The 23,083-nt window shown below is 40.2% G+C and carries 23 protein-coding genes and 1 tRNA gene; 13 read left to right on the forward strand and 11 right to left on the reverse strand.

Annotated elements, in window-relative coordinates; genetic code table 11:
- Positions 1-189: 189 nt before the first annotated feature.
- Positions 190-1,098, reverse strand: a complete 909-nt coding sequence (locus P2W72_RS07890; RefSeq protein WP_276360577.1) for an EamA family transporter — start codon at positions 1,096-1,098, stop codon at positions 190-192.
- A 127-nt stretch (positions 1,099-1,225) separates the two neighbouring features.
- Positions 1,226-1,299: transfer RNA gene (locus P2W72_RS07895), tRNA-Ile, on the reverse strand.
- A 389-nt stretch (positions 1,300-1,688) separates the two neighbouring features.
- Here P2W72_RS07895 and P2W72_RS07900 point away from each other — a divergent pair.
- The 6 genes from P2W72_RS07900 to P2W72_RS07925 all read left to right on the forward strand — a co-directional run bounded on the left by P2W72_RS07900 (position 1,689) and on the right by P2W72_RS07925 (position 7,839).
- On the forward strand, positions 1,689-2,591 hold the full coding sequence (locus P2W72_RS07900) for a DUF5677 domain-containing protein (protein ID WP_276360579.1): 903 nt from the start codon (positions 1,689-1,691) through the stop codon (positions 2,589-2,591).
- A 631-nt stretch (positions 2,592-3,222) separates the two neighbouring features.
- Entirely contained in the window at positions 3,223-4,044 is an 822-nt protein-coding gene (locus P2W72_RS07905) for a Dam family site-specific DNA-(adenine-N6)-methyltransferase (RefSeq protein WP_276360581.1), read from the forward strand.
- Positions 4,041-6,425, forward strand: coding sequence for a DGQHR domain-containing protein (locus P2W72_RS07910; RefSeq protein WP_276360583.1), 2,385 nt, complete (start codon positions 4,041-4,043; stop codon positions 6,423-6,425). Before P2W72_RS07905 ends, P2W72_RS07910 begins: the two co-directional genes overlap by 4 nt.
- A gap of 34 nt (positions 6,426-6,459) precedes the next feature.
- A complete protein-coding gene (locus P2W72_RS07915; protein ID WP_276360585.1) occupies positions 6,460-6,735 on the forward strand; it encodes a hypothetical protein in 276 nt (91 codons plus the stop codon).
- Positions 6,736-6,764: 29 nt separating this feature from the next.
- On the forward strand, positions 6,765-7,142 hold the full coding sequence (locus tag P2W72_RS07920; protein ID WP_276360588.1) for a hypothetical protein: 378 nt from the start codon (positions 6,765-6,767) through the stop codon (positions 7,140-7,142).
- 238 nt (positions 7,143-7,380) lie between these two features.
- Positions 7,381-7,839 carry a JAB domain-containing protein gene (locus tag P2W72_RS07925; protein WP_276360591.1) on the forward strand — a complete coding sequence of 153 codons (459 nt, stop codon included), beginning with the start codon at positions 7,381-7,383 and terminating at the stop codon, positions 7,837-7,839.
- A 490-nt stretch (positions 7,840-8,329) separates the two neighbouring features.
- On the opposite strand, the gene P2W72_RS07930 is transcribed toward P2W72_RS07925, so the two are convergent.
- Positions 8,330-10,138: a histidine kinase N-terminal 7TM domain-containing protein gene (locus tag P2W72_RS07930; protein WP_276360594.1), complete on the reverse strand. Its 1,809-nt coding sequence runs from the start codon at positions 10,136-10,138 to the stop codon at positions 8,330-8,332.
- Positions 10,139-10,184: 46 nt separating this feature from the next.
- On the opposite strand from P2W72_RS07930, the gene P2W72_RS07935 reads away from it, so the two are divergent.
- Positions 10,185-10,823, forward strand: a complete 639-nt coding sequence (locus P2W72_RS07935; RefSeq protein WP_276360597.1) for an HAD family phosphatase — start codon at positions 10,185-10,187, stop codon at positions 10,821-10,823.
- Between the two features lie 85 nt (positions 10,824-10,908).
- Here the strand turns inward: P2W72_RS07935 and P2W72_RS07940 are convergent, their stop codons facing one another.
- Positions 10,909-12,084: a proline dehydrogenase family protein gene (locus tag P2W72_RS07940; protein WP_276360601.1), complete on the reverse strand. Its 1,176-nt coding sequence runs from the start codon at positions 12,082-12,084 to the stop codon at positions 10,909-10,911.
- A 90-nt stretch (positions 12,085-12,174) separates the two neighbouring features.
- On the opposite strand from P2W72_RS07940, the gene P2W72_RS07945 reads away from it, so the two are divergent.
- Both P2W72_RS07945 and aroB read left to right on the forward strand, forming a co-directional pair.
- Positions 12,175-12,381 (forward strand): RNA-binding S4 domain-containing protein, encoded by a 207-nt coding sequence (locus tag P2W72_RS07945; RefSeq protein WP_276360603.1) that lies wholly within the window; start codon positions 12,175-12,177, stop codon positions 12,379-12,381.
- Entirely contained in the window at positions 12,378-13,433 is a 1,056-nt protein-coding gene (gene aroB / locus P2W72_RS07950; RefSeq protein WP_276360606.1) for a 3-dehydroquinate synthase, read from the forward strand. Before P2W72_RS07945 ends, aroB begins: the two co-directional genes overlap by 4 nt.
- Before the next feature lie 166 nt (positions 13,434-13,599).
- Here the strand turns inward: aroB and P2W72_RS07955 are convergent, their stop codons facing one another.
- From P2W72_RS07955 to P2W72_RS07970, 4 genes are all read right to left on the reverse strand, one after another.
- Positions 13,600-13,845: a hypothetical protein gene (locus P2W72_RS07955; protein ID WP_276360608.1), complete on the reverse strand. Its 246-nt coding sequence runs from the start codon at positions 13,843-13,845 to the stop codon at positions 13,600-13,602.
- A 111-nt stretch (positions 13,846-13,956) separates the two neighbouring features.
- Positions 13,957-14,412, reverse strand: a complete 456-nt coding sequence (locus tag P2W72_RS07960) for a RidA family protein (RefSeq protein WP_276360610.1) — start codon at positions 14,410-14,412, stop codon at positions 13,957-13,959.
- 57 nt (positions 14,413-14,469) lie between these two features.
- Positions 14,470-15,018 (reverse strand): hypothetical protein, encoded by a 549-nt coding sequence (locus tag P2W72_RS07965; RefSeq protein ID WP_276360613.1) that lies wholly within the window; start codon positions 15,016-15,018, stop codon positions 14,470-14,472.
- A gap of 61 nt (positions 15,019-15,079) precedes the next feature.
- On the reverse strand, positions 15,080-17,521 hold the full coding sequence (locus P2W72_RS07970; protein ID WP_276360616.1) for a penicillin acylase family protein: 2,442 nt from the start codon (positions 17,519-17,521) through the stop codon (positions 15,080-15,082).
- 159 nt (positions 17,522-17,680) lie between these two features.
- On the opposite strand from P2W72_RS07970, the gene P2W72_RS07975 reads away from it, so the two are divergent.
- The 4 genes from P2W72_RS07975 (at position 17,681) to P2W72_RS07990 (ending at position 19,677) form a co-directional block, all read left to right on the forward strand.
- Positions 17,681-17,884: a DUF5808 domain-containing protein gene (locus P2W72_RS07975; RefSeq protein ID WP_276360618.1), complete on the forward strand. Its 204-nt coding sequence runs from the start codon at positions 17,681-17,683 to the stop codon at positions 17,882-17,884.
- 205 nt (positions 17,885-18,089) lie between these two features.
- A complete protein-coding gene (locus P2W72_RS07980; RefSeq protein WP_276360620.1) occupies positions 18,090-18,323 on the forward strand; it encodes a hypothetical protein in 234 nt (77 codons plus the stop codon).
- A gap of 73 nt (positions 18,324-18,396) precedes the next feature.
- Positions 18,397-19,035: an alpha/beta hydrolase gene (locus P2W72_RS07985; RefSeq protein WP_276360623.1), complete on the forward strand. Its 639-nt coding sequence runs from the start codon at positions 18,397-18,399 to the stop codon at positions 19,033-19,035.
- Between the two features lie 15 nt (positions 19,036-19,050).
- Positions 19,051-19,677, forward strand: coding sequence for a phosphoribosyltransferase family protein (locus P2W72_RS07990; RefSeq protein ID WP_276360625.1), 627 nt, complete (start codon positions 19,051-19,053; stop codon positions 19,675-19,677).
- 40 nt (positions 19,678-19,717) lie between these two features.
- Here P2W72_RS07990 and P2W72_RS07995 read toward each other — a convergent pair whose 3' ends face one another.
- The 3 genes from P2W72_RS07995 to P2W72_RS08005 are packed head-to-tail and all read right to left on the reverse strand — an operon-like array spanning position 19,718 to position 22,982.
- Positions 19,718-20,635, reverse strand: coding sequence for a TIM barrel protein (locus P2W72_RS07995; RefSeq protein WP_276360628.1), 918 nt, complete (start codon positions 20,633-20,635; stop codon positions 19,718-19,720).
- A 20-nt stretch (positions 20,636-20,655) separates the two neighbouring features.
- Positions 20,656-21,981: a Gfo/Idh/MocA family oxidoreductase gene (locus P2W72_RS08000; protein ID WP_276360631.1), complete on the reverse strand. Its 1,326-nt coding sequence runs from the start codon at positions 21,979-21,981 to the stop codon at positions 20,656-20,658.
- A gap of 11 nt (positions 21,982-21,992) precedes the next feature.
- Positions 21,993-22,982 carry an SUMF1/EgtB/PvdO family nonheme iron enzyme gene (locus P2W72_RS08005; protein ID WP_276360633.1) on the reverse strand — a complete coding sequence of 330 codons (990 nt, stop codon included), beginning with the start codon at positions 22,980-22,982 and terminating at the stop codon, positions 21,993-21,995.
- Between the last annotated feature and the right edge of the window lie 101 nt (positions 22,983-23,083).

Genomic DNA, 23,083 nt, shown 5'->3' on the forward strand with positions numbered 1-23,083 from the left:
TCAAAACTACTTACTGCAATCTTCTTTATGGCCTTTTTTATGCTTTTTCCCTTAACTTAATGACATTGCCTGAAGGGGTCACATGTTTATAGAAGAATTCATTTTAGTCTTTCCCCAAGCCCGAATGGGGGAAGTATGTGGGAATAAATACAGTGCCCACAAGTTTATTTTTAGTGCCGCTATGTCAGCCTAAACCTTTGTTTGCAAACCCCTGATCAGTCCGCGCACCTGCTTTTCGAGCAAGCCAAAGATCAGTCCCCCCAGGATAAACAGAGAGGCTACAAACTTCCACATCGGGAATGGTTCACCTAAATAGATCGCTGAACTGACAAATCCTACCACCGGAACCAATAAGGTAAATGGAACGACAACCGATGTGGAATAAGACTTCATCAGAAAACTCCAGGCACCATATCCAACATGAGTTGACATGTAAACAATATAAAGGACAGCTCCTACGGCGGTCCATGACATATTGTTCAGAGAATTCATGATGACAGCCGGTCCTTCAAAAAACAAGGAAACCGCAACCATAACCGGAAATGCAAACAGATTTCCCCAAACTACAAGAGCCAGGGGCGACTCAGCATGGATCTTCTTTGTGAATATATTCCCTCCAGACCAGGATAGGGCAGCAAGCAACATCAGAATCAGACCCAGAAAGGTACTGTCGCCTTCAACATGAAATGCAACAATTCCAATTCCAATGAAAGAAATCAATGAGCCGGCGATTTTAAAAGGGCTCGGCCGGTCATGAAAAAATAAGAAAGCCAGACCCATGGAGAAGAAGACCTGAATCTGGAGAACGAGCGAGGCAAGTCCGGGAGATATTCCGAGATGAATTCCCGTGAAGATCAGTCCGAATTGCATGGCGAAGTTAAGCACGCCATAATATACAACCAGCTTTAAGGGAGCTTTAGGCCTGGGTAAAAAGAAAACCCAGGGCAGGGCTGAAAGACCAAAGCGAAGAGCACTTAACAGAAATGGTGGGAAAGTCCTGAGACCGATAAATACCGCAACAAAATTAACGCCCCAGATGATCACGATAGAAAGCAGAAGAAGAAAATGCTTAGGAGTTAAGCTTGTGGTATTTCCCATTTTTATAATAAAAAAATAGCAACCCTCTCAGGTTACTCAGTGCGCCCACCTGTTTTCCCTCCTGACGTCGGGAAAGCTTCTCGCTAAGGTGCGCATAAAAAAAAGCAACTCATTGAGTTGCTTTTTGTGCGCCCACCTGGGCTCGAACCAGGGACCAAAAGATTATGAGTCTTCTACTCTAACCAACTGAGCTATGGGCGCTCATTCCACCAAAAGGCAGCATGATTTGAGGTTGCAATTTTACGGAAATGCTTTGGGATTCTAAAATAGAATTTAGGAATTATTCGAATTTGATCACTAATCGCAATATATAAGGGATTTAATCAGTAGAATTCTGGATACAGCTTTAAAATTTACTGCGATTCATGCTGCCTTCACTATCATCAGTTTTACCTGTAAACATCCTTACAGTTTCAATTAGCGAGACAAAAAGTGAGACAAAAGTGAGACAATATGAAATAAAAATAAGCTCTAATGAGAGCTTAAATCAACGAAGCTTTATATCAATTACTATCGACGGAAAGAGACACAAAGTGCAGATTGAGACGTTACAAAGACTATAAATCCCTCAGATCCTGTAACTTCATACCATGACGAATAATGAGATATCCAAGCTTCAAGCTCTTCTTAAAATAACCTTCGACAGTGAGAGCACAACCAATATACAATATGGGGAAGTTGTACTGCAGAAGGTTAATGTCCTTTTAGAATTAATCGATTCTCTAGCAACTGAATCTGTTAAAATTGCAGGCTGGAAGACATGGTCTGAACCAATTGTCTTTAAGTTTTGCTACCATACTTGTTCGTTAATCCATCTTTTTAACGGCACAGAACTACCTGTTAAATTTGAAGGAGCATTTCTTAAAGTGCTTGATGAGCCAAGCATAATAATTATACTACGAACAATCCTTGAGAATTATCTAACCTTCCACTACTTATACATAGATAATATATCCGATGAGGAGAAGGTGTTTCGGCTATTGGTTTATCGTTATTCAGGTCTAAAACAAAGATCGGAATTCGATATAATAAATACATCTAAAGCTAAGGAGAAGCAAATAAAGGAAGGCGAGCAAGTCCAAGACCTTAAGGATCAGATAACTCAATCGAACCTATTTAAATCCTATTCTAGTAAACAGAGAACCGAGATACTAGACGGGAAGAAGGCTAGGCTCTTTAATTCATGGGCTGCACTAATTAAGAAGAGCAATCTTAATACTCATTTCTTTAAAAACCTATACGGATATAAATCTAATTACTCTCATAGTGAGTTCATCAGCATAATGCAAATTAAAGATGGTGGCTACCGCCACTCAGACGCTAACACTAGAAGTCACCACCTTTTAATGATTGTTCAACTATTGGTTTGCAAAACTATAATCGAATTAAAGGCATTCTTCCCAACTATGGAAAGTAAATACTCATCGTTTGAACAAACAATGCAAACTGAAATCGAATATTTACATAGCCTTAGCATAAACGACGGCTTCTAATCATCCCAAATCCATCCCTTCCTCTCTTTGCTGCTTACAGGGAGAAAGTGATGGTTTGGTCTTCAGTTTTAAGGGAAGTCAGTGGTAGTGCTCTCTTTATGGGTTCGTGCGGACCAGTCGTACTATTAAGAGCCAGTGGAAGCTTTGAATGTCAGACTCAGGAAGATACGCACTCCGCAACGACTAAGCTCGCATCAAGAACGCCAGATATTCCCATCGCACAGATCTTGGTTTAATCAACCAGGATCCAACCTTATAGAATATCTGTCATGCTTAATGCTTTGAGCAAGCGGGTTGCTACGTAGAAGCTCACTTATATTTCCTCCCTTCCATAGCCCTGGCAGAAATATAACCGCTTCTCACCAGTAGGCGAACCTGCGGCCTCACTCGGCATCGGTCTGTCACAATTATTGAGTTTCCAACCCACAAATCCATTAAATCAACAATTCCGCCAAACCTCGTGTTTTCTGAAGGGAAAACATATCACCGGCTCACTCTGCGAGTTTTACGCCCGTGACCTCATTCGATTCGCAAAGGCGGTTCGCACATCGTTATAGCTTCATTATTCTCATCAATATGCGACATATTATGAATTTTGTCTCAATAATTAATATTTATACATTTACTAACAATGAAGGAGAAGTTAACCGTAGCAAAACCCTTTCTTAGGTGGGCTGGTGGCAAAAGCTGGTTGACCAAGCATATTGCAAATTTTTTACCGTCTAAGGGTTTTGTGAAGTATCACGAACCTTTCGTGGGTGGAGGTTCAATTTATTTTCATCTTCACCCTAATAAAGCTATAATATCGGATCTGAACGAGGAGCTAATCGGAACTTACCTTCAAGTTCAAAACAATATTGACCAAGTAATTAAGGAGTTAAGGCAATACGAAAACACGGAAGAATGCTATTATCAGCTCAGAAATACTCAGGTACAAAGTGAAGTTGAGAAAGCGGCTCGTTTTATTTTTCTCAATCAAACTTCATTTAATGGCATCTATCGGGTAAACCTCAAAGGTGAATACAATGTCCCTTACGGTTACCGTAACAAAGATTTCTTAGACGAAGCGAACTTAACTGCTGCAAGCCTTGTACTGCAAGGCCGTAAAATTGTCCACAACGACTTCCACAGTAGTTTAAAAGCTGTCGGGAAGGGAGACTTGGTTTTTATTGACCCACCTTATACAGTAACTCATAACAACAACGGATTCATTAAATATAATAAAAAGTTATTCGATTTAGAGTCGCAAATAAGGCTATCAGAATATATCGACGAAATAAAGGATAGAGGTGCATACTACATACTAACCAACGCTGATCACCATGAAATAGAAAGAATATTTCATAAGGAAGGTGATCAGATCTTTAGAATGAACCGAGCTAGTCTCATCGGAGGCAAGAATGCAATTAGAGGTCAATACAGTGAATTGATTATAACAAATTCAACATTATGAGCTTTTTACCCCAATACGAAATAGACCAATTCAAAAGTAAGTTAGTAAGTGACTTATCAGTTTTGGGGAAAATCTACAAGGCAAAAAAGAGCACTCATTACACATTAAGTGTAGATCATTCAAGGGTAGATGATATGATGGCTGATGGCTGGGAGATTGTAGTAGAGCGAAAGAAAATGGCTACGAAAACCAAAGTAAGGAAGCCGAAGTCACACTCTACACAGTTTGAAGATGATATATGGTGTCAGTTATATGAATTGGGTTATAGGCACTTGAATTATGATGAACAATGCACGATACCTTACGCAGAAGGTGCTCATAATAAACAGCAAGTCGATGTCGTTGCGATCGACAATGAAACTGTTTTATTAATTGAATGCAAGTCTAGTCAGTCATTGCAAAAGGCACCTTCGTTCAAAGAGGTTCTTGAATCTTTGCCTATCAAACTCGATGGATTTCGAAAGACCATTGAGCAAGCATTTGGTCGCGGTCGTAAAGTGAAATATATTTTTGCCACAAGGAATCTACGGATAGATCCAACTGACGTAGACTACCTTAGATTGAGAGTTTCCGGATCGTTTTATTATGGAGATAATACCTTTACCTATATCAATAGCCTCCTGAAAGCTTACAAGGGAGTTGCTACATATCAATTTTTGGGTTTATTATTCAAAAATGAACTCATAAATCAAGACAGGATAGAAATCCCTGCTGTAGAGGGAGATATGGGGGACAGAAAATATTACATGTTTTCAATTGAGCCTAAATTATTACTCAAGATGAGCTTCATCATGCATCGAACTCGTGCTAATGTAGAGGAGCTACCAACATATCAAAGATTATTAGTTTCAAAGCGACTTGGCGGCATAACCAAATTTATTGATGAGGGCGGGTATTTCCCTAACTCATTAATTTTAAATTTCAGTCAACAGAAACATGATATACAATTTGAACCCTCGTCTAAACTATCGCATTCCTCCTCAAGATTTGGGACTTTGAAAATACCAAATGCCTACGCAATAGCTTATATCATCGATGGACAACACCGACTATATGGCTACGCAAATTCTCGATATAAAGATACTGATACGATACCAGTTGTGGCTTTTAACAAGTTACCCGCAGAAGAGCAGTTAAAGACTTTCATGGATATTAATCAGAATCAAAAAGCTGTTAGCCCTAGCCTAAAACACGACTTAGAAGAAGATCTCTACTGGTTGTCACCTAAAGCAGAATTGAGGATGAAGGCATTGAGATCTTCAATAGTAAAGGGATTATCTAATACACAGGATAGCCCATTATTTAACAAAATTACAATTGGTGAGGATGGTTCAGTTCTTTCTATGAAAGCCTTCATAACAGCCATAAGCCAATCAGGTTTAATCCCTTATGCAAGGGGTAATAAATATTCAAATGGAACGAACGCAGGGCTCCTTTATAATATCGCCAATCAGAACCACGAAGTAGAAATGAAGAGGGCTAGAAAAAATGTGGTTCGCTTTTTATTACAATGTTACGAATACGTAGCTGACCATTATCCCGCGATCTTTGAACGACCACAATACTTTATAGTCTCAGTAAGAGGAACTTTTGCTTTCGTCAGATTAATAGGGCTAATCAATACTTATATCTCAGAAATCAATAATTTCAGTCCTGATACACAGAGCAATGATCGTTTTGAAGCGATTAAACCATTCTTGCATTCACTACTTGAAGGTTTGAATAATATCACACCTGAAGAGGAGAGAAAACAACTATCCATATTTGGAACTGGTGCAGAATCTCAATGGTTAAGCTTTTTTCAATCCTTAGTAAATATCAGGCATCCAGAATACAATCCTCCTGAACTTATCTCCTGGAGAGAGAAAAATGACGTTCAACTTCAGGATGAAGGACGAAAATACATTATCGCTGTTGAGAAGTATATTAAGAAAGCAGTTATCGATAAGCTGAAGTTACTGTTCAAGGATAATTGGACTTTGGAAATAAATGACATATATCAAGCTTGCATGAAGCGGGCTGGCGATGAGAATACAAAGAACTACAAAGAGCAATTATCAAAATCAAACGTTGAGTGGACAGAGATGTTTACTATCGTAGACTATAAGAAAATACTAGAATCATACTGGACTAAAGTTCCTGAAGATGAGTCTGATAGACTAGGGTTTAAGACTTTTGAAAAAGAATTCACGATTGATGTCGGACACGGCGTACATGGTCCGAAACAACAACTTAAATGGATAACAATATTCAATTCACATAGAAATATACTTGCACACGAGGGTTCAAAGGAGACCGGTTTGAATAAAGAAGAGGTTATGTTTCTAAGAAAGATATATGACTACTTTTTTAGTACAGCAAGTGTGCAACAAGTTTCCTAACCACCATTCATCATACACAACTACTAATCGCATTATGTCAAAAGTTACCGGAGAATACCCAGATGGCTACAGTCAAATAATTAAGAATGATTTCTACCTTGATGCCGATCAAGCCATGAATCCTTTTACATGGGAACCGCCAATTCATTGGAACGGGATAGTGGGGGGTCTGCAAGTAAAATTTACGCAGATTCACAGTTCAGGATCTAGCAAACATGATTTTGATTGGAGTGATTTCCCAGAGGATTTAGTCATTGCTATACCTTATATCGTTGATGCGATTAATAAGGCAATGAAAGTTATGGATTAGTATTCAGTAAATCGTTCCCTGATAAATAAATGCCCAGTTCAATTGAAATCTCAGCCCTGCTAACACTAGCATATGATATTTTAGCAGATTTCTCTGGCAGGAAAGCTGCTAACAAACAGAGTATAGCCAAAGCACATGGATTGATAAATCACGCTTTTATCCAAACTTACAATTACTTAAAGAATGAAAAAGGGGAATATCTACCGAGCATAACTTTAGCTGAAGCCTGGAATGAAGCTGCAACTGCGACACTGGTTGTTGATGCCGGACTAGGTGATATTCTTTATCATAAATCAAGGTTTTGGCTAAATCCTGAATTATACATTAACCTAGCTAGGGGATCTGAAATTATTAAATTAAATGAAGTTGTTGATGAAATGGAACGATTACGGATGAAAATTAAATAATCTGACTATAGTGTTAGACAACCACAAAGGAGCAATAATACGCTTATTTATTTGGCCACGACCACAAAGACTTCAACTACTTTATTATTAATAATCTCCACAAATTTATCTTTCAATCTCCACACATTAAAAGGAGCTTGGCATAAACCCACTATGCCACGCACAAGTCCATTTATTCCACTCCTCCTTTATTTAGTGGAGATAGAAAGCTGATTGAGTTCCATATAAATAAAAAAATATGGAAACTAAACAAAATTTAAAGGTAGCTGAGGTAAAATTAACCTACAAGACATCAGTAAAGGCATCTGACAGACCGCAGATTAACTCATCGGTTGAAGTTTATACCGTTTTGAAAGAGAACTGGAACTTTGAAATTATTGAGTTCATTGAGGAATTTAAGATTATACTGCTTAACAGGGCTAACAGGGTTTTAGGGATTGTACCTATCTCTGTAGGTGGTACAGCAGGGACGATAGCTGATCCAAAGGTGATATTTGTTTCAGCACTTAAATGCAATGCATCATCAGTGATTTTGGTCCATAATCATCCCAGTGGTAACCTTAAACCTAGCCAGGCAGATATAGAGCTTACAAGAAAATTAAAAGCAGCAGGACAGTTTTTAGATCTACCAGTACTAGATCATATAATCCTGACAAGAGATGCATACTTTAGTTTTGCAGATGAAGGATTAATCTAAAGGAATTGTAAATTAGAATTTAAACAGAAAGGAGGTTTTTTTAAGAGACAAACGCGAGACAAAAAACCAAATTCTTGGTTAAATCAGGGAATTTGGAACAGAGATTATAAATTAATTATTTAACAGGTCTCAATTGAAAACATAAGGAAAATAGGCATTTAAGCGACAATAACGTCAAATTGATGATAGAATTGAATGGTCTGAAAAACGGTGAGAATTACGAAAATTGCTTTATGAGTCTTCTACTCTAACCAACTGAGCTATGGGCGCAGGACTCGTCCGCCGTAGCTTTAACTAAGACGACTCGTGTATTTCTCACCTGTATTAAACTCTGGTGGTTAAACGAGGTTGCAAATCTATATAAATGCATTGGAATTCAAAAATAGAATTCAGAAAACTATTTTTTATGCATTTCTCATCCTGAAATAACTATCTACTTGAATAAACAATTCCTGAATATAAATTGATTTGTAGAACTAAGGATCTGAGATTAATCCAGTACCTGAGCCTCAGATTCTTCAAATTCGCCTTGATCAACTGATACAAATGGCTGGTTTGGGATCTTTATACAGAATTTACTGCCTTTATTCAGTTCGCTTTCTACCCGGATGGTACCGCCGTTTTTCTCAACGAAATCTTTGCATAATAACAGGCCCAGTCCGGTGCCCTGCTCATTCTCAGTACCCGGGGTAGTAAAGGTTTCCTGCTCAAATAGCTTCTTCTGGTTTGCTTCTGATATTCCAACCCCGGTATCTCTGCAGCAGATCACTGAATATTCACCTTCAGTTCCTGAGCTCAGAATGATACTTCCGCCACGTTTCGAAAACTTAGCCGCATTCGAGATCAGGTTTCTCATTACCAGCTGAATCATATCCTTGTCGGCATAAACGATGCAGCTCTCGTCAATATTATTCTCAACCTTCAGCATTTTCTCTGCAATAGCATTCTCAAAAAGATGAAGTATGTTATCGCAGACTTCCTTTAAATTGAAATGTACCGGGTTGATCATCTCTCCCTGAAGCTGACTCCTCGACCAGAACAGAAGATTTTCTAGTAGTCCGGTGGTGTATCCGATATTACGTGACAGAACAGGAATAAAGGCATGAAACTCCTCATCAGAGATTGCGCCTTCATTCAGTAGTTTAATGATATCATTCAGGTTGATTAGTGGTCCGCGCAGATCATGAGAAATGATGGAGAATAGACGATCTTTTAGTTTATTGGTTGCCTGTAGCTGTTCAGACTGAGTTCTGATTTTGTTTTCGATATAAACCTGATCTGTAATATCTCTAACCAGCAAAATTAAGCCGCTGTAAATAAGTGTATCCTCAAATAGGGGACTCAGATTCACTTCAAGGAAAACAGGTTTTCCGTTTTTTTGAATTTCGATCTTGATCCGTCCGGGTTTCTTTTTCTGAATGAATTCCAGAAGCTCTGATTGCCCCTCAAAGATGCTGTCAATATTTCTGCCGATCATACTTTCACCCCTCAATGAAAATATTTTTCTGGATTCCCTGTTCAGGTCGATGATTCGTCCCATGCTATCAGCTACGATCAATCCCTGGTTCATGGCATCAATTACCTTATCCCGGGCAACCGGAATAATGTCCATCAGTTTAAATTTAACTAATCCGACGCTGATAGCAAGTGCTGTAATTATAAATGCAAATGGCGTACTGTCAACATGCCCCATTGGTCTGAATCCCATCAGGTATGCAATATTTGCAATCCAGGGAATAAAGGCGGCAATCATGACTGATAAATGCTGTTTTTTGAAAACAGGGTCTGATCTTCTGAACTTATCGATCAGCAGATATACCCCCCATGCCAGGAGCAAATAAAAATATACGGTATGCACCACGTACCATGGACCGGTTTGTATACTTAACAGGGGGAAGTCGCCTGAGCGATCAACAGAAACACTTTTATAATGAAGGTGATGCAAATTGTTTGTCCAGACCAGAAGCAGGGTAATTACCGGAACCTTCATCAGAAGGATGAAATTGGTGGTCGAAAGCCATTTGTCTCTTCCAGTATATCTGGAGATAAACAGAAGCCAGAACGCCGGAATAAATGAGATGCCAAGGTATTCAATATTGATCCAGAATAACATCTCATCCAGAGTGGAACTTGAGAGTTCAAATCCATAACTTAGCGCCCAAATGGCAATGCCAAGCATCATAAATCCAAACCAGCGAACCACAATTTCATATCTGCGAAAGATCCAGTAACACATATAAAATGTGATCAAGCCACAGAGAATCAGAATGATGGAGTAGATGTTCGGATTAAAGGTCATTCAATAATATGTCTGATGAGGTCAGAATTGTTTTTACACTAAAGATATGAATAAGATTAGCAATATAATTTTTGATTATGGCAATGTGATATTCACAATAGATTTTAAGCGTGCACAGCAAAGTTTTACCGATCTGGGTATTAAAGATGTTGAGCATTTTTTTTCTCATGCAGGGCATGCCCCGATTTTCGATCAGTTTGAACGGGGCTTAATTTCAGCTGAAGAATTCAGGGAGGGCATCCGGAAAATCATCGGAAATCCTGAACTGACAGACGATCAGATTGATAATGCATGGAATTCTCTGTTGATCGGAGTACCTGAGCCTAATCATGATTTACTGCTCAAAGTCAAAGACCAATACCGTACTTTTCTGCTGAGTAATAATAATGAGATTCATTACAACTGGATCATCGATTATTTGAGAAGGGAGCACCATCTCGACTCAAATGCGATCTTTTTTGAAAAGGATTATTACTCTCATCTCATGAAAATGCGCAAGCCCAATCCTGAGATTTTTGAATATGTTTTAAAGGAACATCAGCTTGATCCGGCAGAAACTTTGTTCATTGATGACAGTCCCCAGCATTTAAAGACAGCAGCAAATCTGGGTCTGCATACACATTTGCTTACAAAGGATGAAAGCCTGGAAAATTTTCTATACTCTTCAGGAATACTCAAAAAATAAAATCCGGATTACACTGATTATATGGTCTGCTATCAGATTTACTGCTGTTCAGGGAACTGCTTAACGGCAAGGGAAAATTTAGAAATTAATCCAGTTTACGACGTTTTTTTTCAGCATTGATCAGGCGTAATTCCCTGCTCATTTGTCCGGCAACCGATGTGTTTTCCTCAGCTCTTCTGAACAGATAGGGCATCACCGCTTTTACTGGTCCGTACGGGACATATTTTGCCACATTATAGCCAGAAGCAGCGAGGTTAAAACTTAAATTATCACTCATGCCAAGAAGCTGTGAGAAGAACACATGTCCGTGATTGTGAGGAATACCGTCTTTGTCCAGAAGTTCTGCCAATAAGCGACAACTATTTTCATTATGCGTACCGGCAATAAATGAAATATTCGCAATATTATCCAGACAGAATTTCAAAGCGTCATTATAATCTCTGTCGGTCGATTCCTTGTCTTTATTTATTGGTGAGGGATAATTTAATTCTTCAGCCCGTTTACGTTCCTTTTCCATGTATGCCCCACGTACGAGCTTGGCTCCAAGGAAAAAGCCTTCTTTTTTTGCAATTTTATGATCAGCTTTCAGTGAATCCAGTTTATCATTTCTATATAACTGATAGGTATTGAATACAATAGCATTTTCCTGATTGTATCTGCGCATCATTTCCAAAGCGAGAGAATCAATCGTATCCTGTATCCAGCTTTCTTCAGCATCGATCATCACCCTGACGTTCAGGTCATATGCATATCCGCAAATCCGGTCGATCCTGCTTTTGATCCGCTCAAACTCTGCGTTCTTGCCTGTGTCCAGAGCTTGTTTGGTATCTGTTTTCTCCAGCAAAGCAAATCTTGCCAGTCCGGTACTTTTAAACACGGTAAATGGAATCCGTTCATCTCCATCTGCACGCTTAATTGTTTTCATGATCTCCTCACAGGTGGCATCAAAAATTTCTTCATCTTCTTCGCCTTCCACAGAATAGTCCAGGATCGACCCAACACCGCCTGCATCAAGCTGATTTACCGTTTTTTCACAATCCTGAATGCTCTCTCCGCCGCAAAAATGACGAAAAATGGTCGATTGGATCAGTGATTGGATGGGTAAACCGATCTTAAGGGCGAAAATGGTTATTGGAGGACCTATCTTCGTAAGGAAATTGACGTTGATCATCCTGAACAGCCAGTATGCACGATTCAGATCTGCATTCGTTTTACCACGAAAAGCAATCTCAGTGTCGTCAAAAGAAAGATTTTGGTTCATAGCCGGGAGGCTTTTTATAATTGGTTATGGCTACAAAGTTAGAAATAATGAGAGATTAAGATGCCATTAAAAAAATTGTAAATTTGTACTATGCTTGATTTTACATTAGAAGGAGAATTCATACCTCTGATTCAGTTGCTGAAAGCCACAAACATTGTTCAAAGTGGTGGCGAAGCGCAAATGCTGGTATCAGATGGAGAAGTAAAATATAATGGAGAAATTGATTACCGTAAACGTCTGAAAGTAAGACGTGGGGATATCGTTGAGTGCAGGGGCCAAAAAATAAAAGTTAAATGAAACCTATTAAAAGTATAAGTTATTCGGTTTTTTTCGGGGACAGCCTTCAGGAATTACGAAATTTTTTAAATGAAAAGAACTACAGTAAGGTATTTGTTCTTGTAGACAGTAATACAGAGATTCATTGCCTGCCAATTCTTCAGAATGCCCTTGGCGACATTGAATTTGACCTTATAGAAGTAAGTCCCGGAGAGGAAAATAAGAATATAGATTTCTGTATCGGTATCTGGAGAATGCTTCTTGATTTCGGAGCAGACCGCAACAGTATCATGATCAATCTGGGAGGAGGGGTGATTACCGATATGGGGGGCTTTGCCGCTTCAACCTTTAAGCGGGGTATTGATTTTGTGCAGGTTCCAACTACCCTGCTTTCGCAGGTGGATGCTTCTGTTGGTGGTAAGACTGGTATTGATATGGAAAATGTCAAAAACATCATCGGTACTTTTACTCAGCCTAAAGCAGTGTTCATTTACAGCGGGTTTTTAAAAACACTGAGTGAAAGGGAACTGCGTTCAGGATATGCCGAAGTAATTAAGCATGGAATGATCTATGACCGAAACCTTTTCAATATGCTCAGGGATATAACACCGGCAGATTTGAATGATCAGATCATACACCGTTCGGTTGAAATTAAGAATGAAGTGGTTATTGAAGATCCGCTGGAGAAGGGACTGCGTAAAATATTGAATTTCGGGCATACCATAGGCCATGCGGTTGAAAGCTGGTCGCTCAGGCATGATAAGATGCCTCTTCTTCATGGGGAGGCTATTGCCATCGGGTTTATTTGTGAAGCATGGCTGTCTGTCAGGAAAAACGGACTGAAACCATCAGAACTGGATGAAATCGTAAAAGCATTGAAGAATATTTATCCTTTCTATAAACTCAACAAAGCCAGTTATACGGATCTGCTTGAGATTATGAAAAATGATAAGAAGAACAATGCCGGAAAGATCAGTTTTTCATTGTTAAGTGAAATTGGAAAATGCGGCTATGATATTTTCTGTACCGGGGATGAAATTTTTGAAAGCCTTGATTATTACCTGACTGTTTGAGATTTTTATCATCTTTAAAATACAATCCCGTGCTTTAAAAAACTGAGCCTGGATATTTTTTGATTGCTATTGCTTTTCATTTTAAACTGATTCTGATGCAGAGCAGTTTCAGTTTTAAAATAAAGCCAGGAACCGTAGAAATAATTGTGATTGATTAAAAAAATGGTCACCAGGCTCTTAGCATTCCAACAATACCTACCATGATCCAGAACAGATTTAATACGGTATAGGCTCTGTCTTTTTTTAAAATTGCACACCAGGATAGCAGTGCGGCATCGGCAGTATTAAATATCCAGACAAATAGAAAAGGGCTTTCAGGTCCAAGCCAGCTGACCAGTGTAAAGCTTATAATGCGCATGATTACACCGATCATTTCAAACGTTTTGATATGTCGTAATATGAAATGATTCATTCTGCAATAATGGGAAGTATTTACCGGATTCAGCACTCTGTTCAGATAAATTTTAGTCTGAATAGTTCAGATAAGCTATTCATTGCACTCCATTGATAAAAGCAGGGAGTTTTATTTTAAAGTAAAGGAGCTTGTTATTGCAATGCACGAATTTCTGGAGAGGGAATGAACCCCAACGATGGTTCTGGTATGTTTTCCGGTATCACCTAATACCTGATTGAAAAGATCGGATGCTCCGTTTGCCACTGCGGGGCCTTCGTTCCAGTTTTCAGCATTCTGAAAATAAATATCCAGATGATTAAGTCCCTCAATCTTTTCAAAGCCGATATGTTTCTGGATCTGACCAATAATATTCAGGGCACATATTCCCGCAGCCTCATAGCCCTGAGCAGTACTGATATCCACTCCTAAACGACCAGAATGCTGTAACTGTCCGTTTTTAATTGGGAACTGAATGGCAACCCAGACAATTTTACCACGGATATTAACAGCCTGATATGAACCGCCGGGTTTTGGTAAATTGTCGTAATCGATGTTCAGTGCATTGATATTGTTCAGGATATTCATTTGTAGATCAGATTGTAAGGGGTCTTCGCTTATCTGTTTTAAGAAAGTCAGAAAAGCTTACAGCTTTTCTGCTGCGGTAATATTTGTTTTAAACTCAGGATTGTCAAATACATTTTTGGAGAATTTATAACGGCTGTAGCTGTCTATATCAATAAAGCCCTTTTTCTCAATGTAATCTCCGCTGACGATTACCTGATCACCTGTTTTTAATGTTTTGATGGTTTTTGATAATGCTGCATCAATCACCGAGCTGCTCAAAACAATTGCTTTTTCTGCACTTTGATTATCCGGGTCTATAGTCATGCCTAATTTCACATCTGTGGAAGCCGGGTTTTGTGAATTTTGCTTAATCTCGAGAACTTTTGCCTGCCACTTGTTGAATTTTAGGCTCAGGGTATCTTTTACATAGACTTTTACATCAATAACGCCCTGATCAAGAATTTTTCCCCGCAAAGTTTTATCCTCTCCGGCTGCATTTACCCTGTCTCTTAGCTCTTTCACATATTTTACAAAATTCATCTGATCTGCCGGACGTTTATCTTCAACAGTTTTTTGTCCGCAGGATGAAAAGCCCAGCATGATTAATGCAATGATCAAATTCTTCATAGATTTTTTAACTGATTTTAATCTGAAAATATGAATTCAAAATAAGTTAAATAAATAGTTTTTATTCAGCAGGCTTTAATAATACTTTACTCACACTCGCTTTTTCAATTTTTCCCTTTGAATAATAGATCGGGAAATACTGATCCTTAGCCCATGGTTCAAAAAGATTACGATAGAAAGGGCTATCAGGATTGCCTGATTGTCCCGGTCCGTTGGTAGCCAGCGCTGCATCCCAGTCGCCGGTATTGACAATCATCCTGAATGAGGCTCCGGTACTTTGGCGAAGGTTTCCACCGGTTGATCCCGGTGTATCACCGTATCCGCCTCTTGCCAGAGGACCGAGGTCGAGCTTTGCTTTGATACTGTCTCTGACCAGTGATCCGAGAGGATGCGACATATAAGTATGTTTGTACTTCTCCTGACCGTATTGCCATTTGTTCATGTCTGGTCCCAGTTTGTTTTCCAGGTCTTTAATGCCTTCAATAAACGCTTCGGTAATGAAACGGTCACGCCCTGATTTAGGATCCTGACCAAATTTACTGTCGGGGTGCATAATCCAATCGACCAGTTTGCTGGTCTGAAGACTGATCAGATCCTGAACAGATTCAGGAACAAATTGTTGTTTCCCCATTTCCTTGATCCTGCTTTCCCAGGCTACATAAATAGCCGCTTCTACAGAGTTTGGATTAAGTTTAAAATCCCAGTTTTTGAGTTTGTTTCGGGCTTCGGCAGTCTTGCCTTCAAGCTTTAATCCGGCAAGCAGCGGACTTATTGTTCTTGCCGGTATGGAGAGATAATCTACCTGAAGAGACTGCATATCATTCATCGTCAGTTTTTTCCCTGCTCCAAGTACTTCATTGATGCGGTTGCCACGGTAAGGATCAGCCCAGACATGTCCGATGGCATCCCAGTGCGTATATTCAGGAGGAGTGACATTCTGGTTTGCGGTGGCCCAGAAGCCTTTTTCAGGATTGTAGGTGTTCGGTCTTTCTTTGATCGGTAAATAGCCATCCCATTCGAAACGACCATCACCCGGAACAGGTACCAGGCCGCTTGATTTTTTCCGTACAGGAGAAATACCAACAACCTGCCAGCCGATATTACCCTTTTTATCTGCCCAGACCATGTTCAAACTTGGAATATGGCTGTATGAACAGGCATCGCGGAATTCTTCCCAGTTCTTAGCCTGATCCATACGGAGAGAGGCGAGGTAGGGAGCTCCTCCCGGTTCGAGCCAGCCGCAGCGGATAGCATAGGCTTTTTTATGGGCAGAATCAACATAAGTTACCGGACCATGCACCGTATACAAAAGATCGGTTTTTACATCGGACTTGCCTTTTACTCTAATTGATTCAGTAATTACTTTCATATCTTTCCACTCACCTTTGTATTTGTACTGACGAAGGTTTGAAGGGTTCAGATCATAAACGTACATATCCTCACTGTCGGTGCCGAAAATAGTTAGTCCCCATGCACCATACTCATTATGTCCGATAGAAATACCCGGAATCTCAGGTTCACCACCTCCGATCACATTCCATCCCGGAGCAGAAAGATGAGCCATATAGCGTAGTGATGGAACAGAAATGGTTCGGTGCGGATCATTTGCCATATATGCATTCCCGTCTGCCATCAGTTTGCCTTTAACTACCCAGTTATTGCTTCCGATGGATTTTGGATCTTCCCTGCTTTCATTTGCCGACTGAATATCAATCCGTGCAGACAGTTTTGGATCAGAACGGTATTCAGGTAAAATATCTTCAGGTTCGAAACGTAAAGTTGCCCTGAAAGCATCGTAAAGTTCAAGGATGTTGTCAAACAGCAGATTCTTATTGATTGCAGGATCCAGATCTATATTTGGATCTTTGGGATGATAGGAGGCAAGTTTCTTAACTTCTGCAGAACCCAGAAGGGCAACTGCACGTCCGGTTTTTAATTCAAGCCCGATATTGCCTAACAATCCCTGATGCCTTGAAATTACGATTTCAGGAGTCCATTTTTCCGGTTTGATGTTCAATAACCTGAATTCTACAGGCAGCTTCTCCGGGTTTTTCAGAGCTTCCTCAATATAAGCATTTACTCCGTCAGCATAGGCCGTGATGATCTCTTCACCATCTTTATGATAATGATTCATTTCCTGCTTCATATCGCCCCTGAATTTGAAAAGCCGGGTTCCGATATCACGCTTAATTTCTCTTTCTCCGAGAATTTCTGCAACTGTGCCGGTAGCCTGCCTTCTCCAGATCTCAAACTGAAACAGTCTGTCTTTGGCTGCGGCATAGCCCTGAGCAAAGAACAGATCATGCTGGTTTTCAGCGTAAATATGATTTACTCCCCATTCATCCCGTATGATTTCTACAGGCTCACGCAGGCCTTTAACGGGCAGGTCATCATATCCGGATTGGCGGCAGGAAAAAAGAAATATTCCGGTCAGAATTGTCAATAAAGTTCTCAGCGAATTCCGATTTAAACACTTGAATGATTTATTTGTCTGATTGACCATAGCTATAAATTTATTAATGAATTAACCCGGAATCCACTGAACTCAAATCTTTCTGAATATCCGTATTTTAATGGAAACAAGCAAGCAGGAATACATGTATCCGGAAAGCAAATGTGCTGTGCTTAATTAAGTTTTTACATAAAATCTGTATATTCATATATGAATGAATTCGATAAACAAAATAATGATCTATGGAGGTTTGGGATCATCTATTATAATCCGAATGATCCTTCTGTCTGGGTCGAAAAGCGGGTCGGAATTGGCTGGACATTGAATTTTGCCCATGTCAGATCTTATTTCATCATGGGATTAATTCTTGCTATCCCGCTTGCGCTTGGGCTTTTTTCAAGTCTGTTTAGCTGAAAGAGTTTCAGTTTCTTCATATCCCGGATTGATCAAAGATCAGGAGGCATTCTGATCCTTTTTACTAAAATGTTCTCCGATCTGTTGATGCTTTGAATGGGGCATACGGTGGAATCAAAAGATCATAGCAGTTTATGAATACCCTGCGATTGCCTGATAACAGGGTTCTGCTCATTTATGGTCATACGGTATACCTGCATGTATTTTGAAGGCTGAATGTACTGATTTTGCGATTGCTCCTGAGTTTATATTACATGAAGATGGAGGCAACAGCGATATTGGCTATGCCTGGCCAGTGCTGTTGGATAAAAACAGGGTGATGATAGTGCATTATTTTAATTCAGATAATGGGGCCAGATCCATTGAAGGTACAATTTTGAAGATTACTGATCTTAAATTGATTTATCTTTATTGCTTGTTTGGATTTGATTATCCTTAAATTTAAGAAACGAATCTGAAGACTTCTTTTCCTGCTGTAATTGAGGAGCACGGAAAATAGCAAATCCTGATACATGAATAAGTTCTTTAAAAAAGAATGTATTATATCCCTGAAAGATGTCAGCTTAAAGGGCGACCTCACACTCCCGCATGAAAGTAAAGCAGTTGTCATTTTCTCTCATGGGAGTGGCAGCAGCAGATTAAGCAGTCGCAATCAGTACGTGGCTTCTTACCTCAATGAAAATGGATTTGGAACCTTGCTGTTTGATTTACTAACTGTTGAGGAAGACCGTGATTACGATAAACGTTTTGATATTGAACTGCTGACCGACAGGCTCATTGCAACAAGTAACTGGCTGAGTAAGATTCCTGAAGTAAATAATCTGCCTATTGGTTATTTTGGGGCAAGTACCGGGGCTGCTTCAGCTTTAAAAGCCGCCGCAAAGCTGAAGCATATTTTTGCGGTAGTGAGCAGGGGGGGCAGGCCCGATCTGGCAATGGGTGAATTACCGCATGTACAAGCGCCAACTTTGCTGATCGTGGGAAGTCTGGATCAGGAGGTTCATGAGCTTAATTTGATTGCACTGCAGAGCTTAAGCTGTGAAAAGCAACTTGAGCTTGTGGAGGGTGCAACACATCTGTTTGAAGAAGAAGGCAAACTTGCAGAGGTGGCAAAGCTGGCAGTTTCCTGGTTTAGTAATCATTTATCATGATGTAATAATTCAGCAATGATATTTAAAGACCGAATTGAAGCAGCGAAATTGCTCGCCAATAAACTAAGCAAATACAAAGATGAACCTGGCGTGGTAATGGCTGTGCCAAAAGGAGGAGTGCCACTTGCTTACATTGTTGCAAAGGAACTTGACTTTCCAATGCAGATTATTTTTACCAAAAAGATTGGTCATCCAACAAATAAGGAATATGCCATTGGTGCTGCAAGCCTTACTGATTATTTTGTAGAGCCACATCATGAAGTAAGCCGTGAATACATTGAGCAGGAGTTGAAACTGGTCAGAGCGAAACTGCAGGGGATGGCAGATAAGTTCAGTGGTAAATATGATACTGTAGATCTTAAGGAAAAGACTGTATTAATTATAGACGATGGAATGGCAACAGGAAATACCCTGTTAAGCACTGTGCAATTGCTCAGGAAAAGTTATCCTGCTAAAATTGTGATTGCTGTTCCTGTAGCGTCTATTGAGGCAGTTGACAAGCTTAAAAATAAAGTTGATGAATTGCTTGTTCTGCATATCCCACCATACTTTGAGAGTGTAGGCTCCTTTTATGAAAACTTTGACAATGTAAGTGAGGATGATGTGCTCTCTTATCTTGAAAAAATGAAGGGCCGGATTTAAGCCCGGCCCTTCATTTTTATAATTTCCTGTTCAGGAGACTTTATTTAAACATATCTGCCTCGCGATAAGCTTTGATCAATGCAAGTTCGCCTTCTTTTCCAGGTTTTGCATTTCCATGTTCCATACCAAGAACTCCTTTGTAGCCTTTCCCGTCAATGTATTTAAATATATTTCTGTAATTGATCTCTCCGGTTCCGGGTTCTTTTCTTCCCGGATTATCTCCTATCTGAATATAAGCAATCTCATCCCAGCATTTTTCCATGGTAGTGATCAGGTTACCCTCATTACGCTGCATATGGTAAATGTCGTAAAGTATTTTGCAGGATGGGCTCTTAACTCCTTTGCAGATCAGGTGTGTCTGATCGGCATGACGAAGGAACAAGTCAGGGGTATCGCTGAGTGGCTCAAGCACCATGATCAGTCCATGCGGCTCCAGAATTTCGGCTCCGCGCCTTAATGCTTCAATCACATTTCCGGTTTGAATACCGATAGGAAGAGAGCGTTCAAAATCTCCCGGGACAACAGTTGCCCATTTGGCATTTACACGTTTTGCCACATCCACTGCCTTACGGCAGCCATCCAGAAAGATATCAATATATTCTTTCTTGCCTGCAGCAAGCGTATTTGCACCGTTCCCGCCTTTATCGACCACAAAAACCCCCATTGTCATCCCTGATTTTTCGAGGGCGCTTCCAATCTGCTCCTGCATCTGAACTGTGCGCTTCATCAATCCATTATCTTCAATACTGCGGAAGCCCTGATCGTGCATGAATTTGATCTGGTCAATAAAATCTGCTCCTGCATGTGCAGCAAACATGCCGGCATGAGGAGCATAATTCAGGTTGAAGGTTTTTTCTGCGGCCGGTTTTGTTTCGGTACCGGCAGCTGTTGCAGATGTTCCTGCCGCAGCAGAAAGCCCCAGCATGATACTGCTTTTTATGAATTCGCTTCGTTTCATTTTTCTTAAGTTTAAGCAGCCTAGATCACTTTAGTTACACCCGGAATAGCGTATGGATATGTTCCATCAAAATTTGGTAATATCTTTGGCAATGCATCCCATGCCAGTTTGTCGGGCATCAGGTTAATGTTTGAATTTAAGGCGTCATCCCACTTAATGACATCGCCTGAATAACTTGCATAACGTCCCATAATTGCGGTCATGGTACTTTTAGCAGCATTTTCAGCATCAGCGAATTTATACTGATTTGCGGTAATGGCAGCAAATAGTTCATCGTGTTCCGTCTGATATGGATTAGCATCAGTCTTCCCTTCATAATTTACCAGAACCTTGCCTTTATGATCCCAGATTTTTCCTCTGTTGTTTGAATCCAGGAATATCTTACCCTTAGTACCCTGGAATGTTTCATCAACACGGTTAGCTCCGCCTGTAAAATGACGACACTGGCTGGAGATCACACTTCCGTCATCATAAACAAATTCGATAGAGTGATTGTCAAAAATTTCTCCGTAATCTTTACCGGTACGTAAGAATCGACCACCTGCACCATAGGCAGAAACAGGATATTTATTTTTTACCCAGTTGGCAACATCGATATTATGAACATGCTGCTCTACAATATGATCACCGCAAAGCCAGTTAAAATAGTACCAGTTTCTCATCTGATACTCCATTTCGGTTTGGTTAGGCTGACGAGGGTTTACCCATACGCCACCGCTGTTCCAGTATACTTGCCCGGAAACAATATCCCCAAGTTCACCCTGATGTACTCTTTTGATCAGCTCCCTGTAATTTTTTTGGTAATGACGCTGTAAGCCTACAACCACATTTAGTTTCTTGCGTTTGGCTTCTTCAGCGGTTGCAAGAACACTGCGGATTCCCGGAGAGTCGGTAGCCACCGGTTTTTCCATAAAGATTTGCTTGTTTTGCTTTACAGCCTCTGCAAAATGGGCGGGTCTGAATCCCGGAGGAGTACACAGAAGTACAACATCTGCATCTTCCATTGCCTGTTTATAACCCTCAAACCCTGTAAATTTTTTATCTTCAGGAACACTGATCTTTTCTGCGCCAAATTTTGCCAGTAATGATTTATGACTCTTCTCCAGTTTGTCGGGGAAAGCATCGACCATAGCAACCAGTTTCAGATTGAATTTGGTGCTTAAAGCCTGAAATGCCGCACCTGTACCGCGGCTGCCGCAGCCAATCAGTGCAATTTTGATCGTGTCAGATCCTGAAGCATAAGCTCCGGCAAGTGGAATACTGCTCAAGAGAGCGCCTCCGGTAAGAATTGCAGAGGTTTTGATGAAATCCCTTCTTTCGTTTAGTTCGTTGTTTTTGTTGTTCATTGGAATATTTTTTAGAAATCAGCTATAGGTTCACGATTAAAATAGGCCTCAATTTCTTCTTTTGAGGGTTTGATGAGTGGTCTGACGAGGCGAATCCCCACAAAGGTGCCGCCAGTTAACCACCAGTTACTTTTAGGTATTTGGGGGTCAATAACTTTCCATTGCGGGTCTGACCCGCGACGGCTTGCTGAGCGAAGGTCTTTTACTTCATCTTCATATGATCCGCCACGAACACTATGAGGGTATAAAGTTTCTGTCGGAACTACAGGGTCTTTAACCACTGTATTAGTCCGCTTAGTATATAGTTTGGCTACATACTGGTCAATTGTCCATTCGGTTACATTTCCATGCATATCATGTAATCCCCATGAATTGGGTTTTTTACCTCCAACCGGATGTGTTTTATTATCACTGTTTGATTTGTGCCAGGCATATTCATTAATATCTCCCGCCTTGTCAAAAGAATAGGGGCTATTGGTGCCGGCGCGGCATGCATATTCCCATTCAGCCTCGGTTGGGAGTCTGTAAAACTCACCTGTTCGGGTATATAACCATTTGCAGAATTGTATTGCTGAGTATTGCGTCATGCCGATTGCAGGGAATCCCTCTTTACCCATTCCCCAGGTCATATCAACATAGGGTTTGGTTGGACGGGTCAGCGCATCAACTTCCTGGCTGAGGGCAGTTTTACTGATCCTTGTTTCCTGATTTTTGTAAACAAATGGTTCATAAAGATCCCAGGTAACTTCAAATTTGCTCATCCAGAAGGGGCTGAGCTGAACTTTATGCTGCGGACCTTCATCTTCACGACGTCCTGCTTCAGAGGCCGGGCTACCCATCATAAACTCACCACCGGGAATAGCGATCATGTCAAATTTAAGATCTGTTCCCTGCAGCTCCTGAGTATAATTCCTGAAATTGTTTTCCTGAGAAAAAATGGCGGAAGGGATTAATATTAAACCTATGCAGACAGTTTTAATTATTAGGGTAATTGATCTCATGTATCTGGTATGCTCCTGAATATTATTGTAAAATAAATATGATGAATTTTAATGATAAAATATATCCTTATTCATACCCAAAAACAAAAAAACCGGAACAT

It is taken from the genome of Daejeonella sp. H1SJ63 (assembly GCF_029360775.1).
GTDB lineage: Bacteria > Bacteroidota > Bacteroidia > Sphingobacteriales > Sphingobacteriaceae > Daejeonella.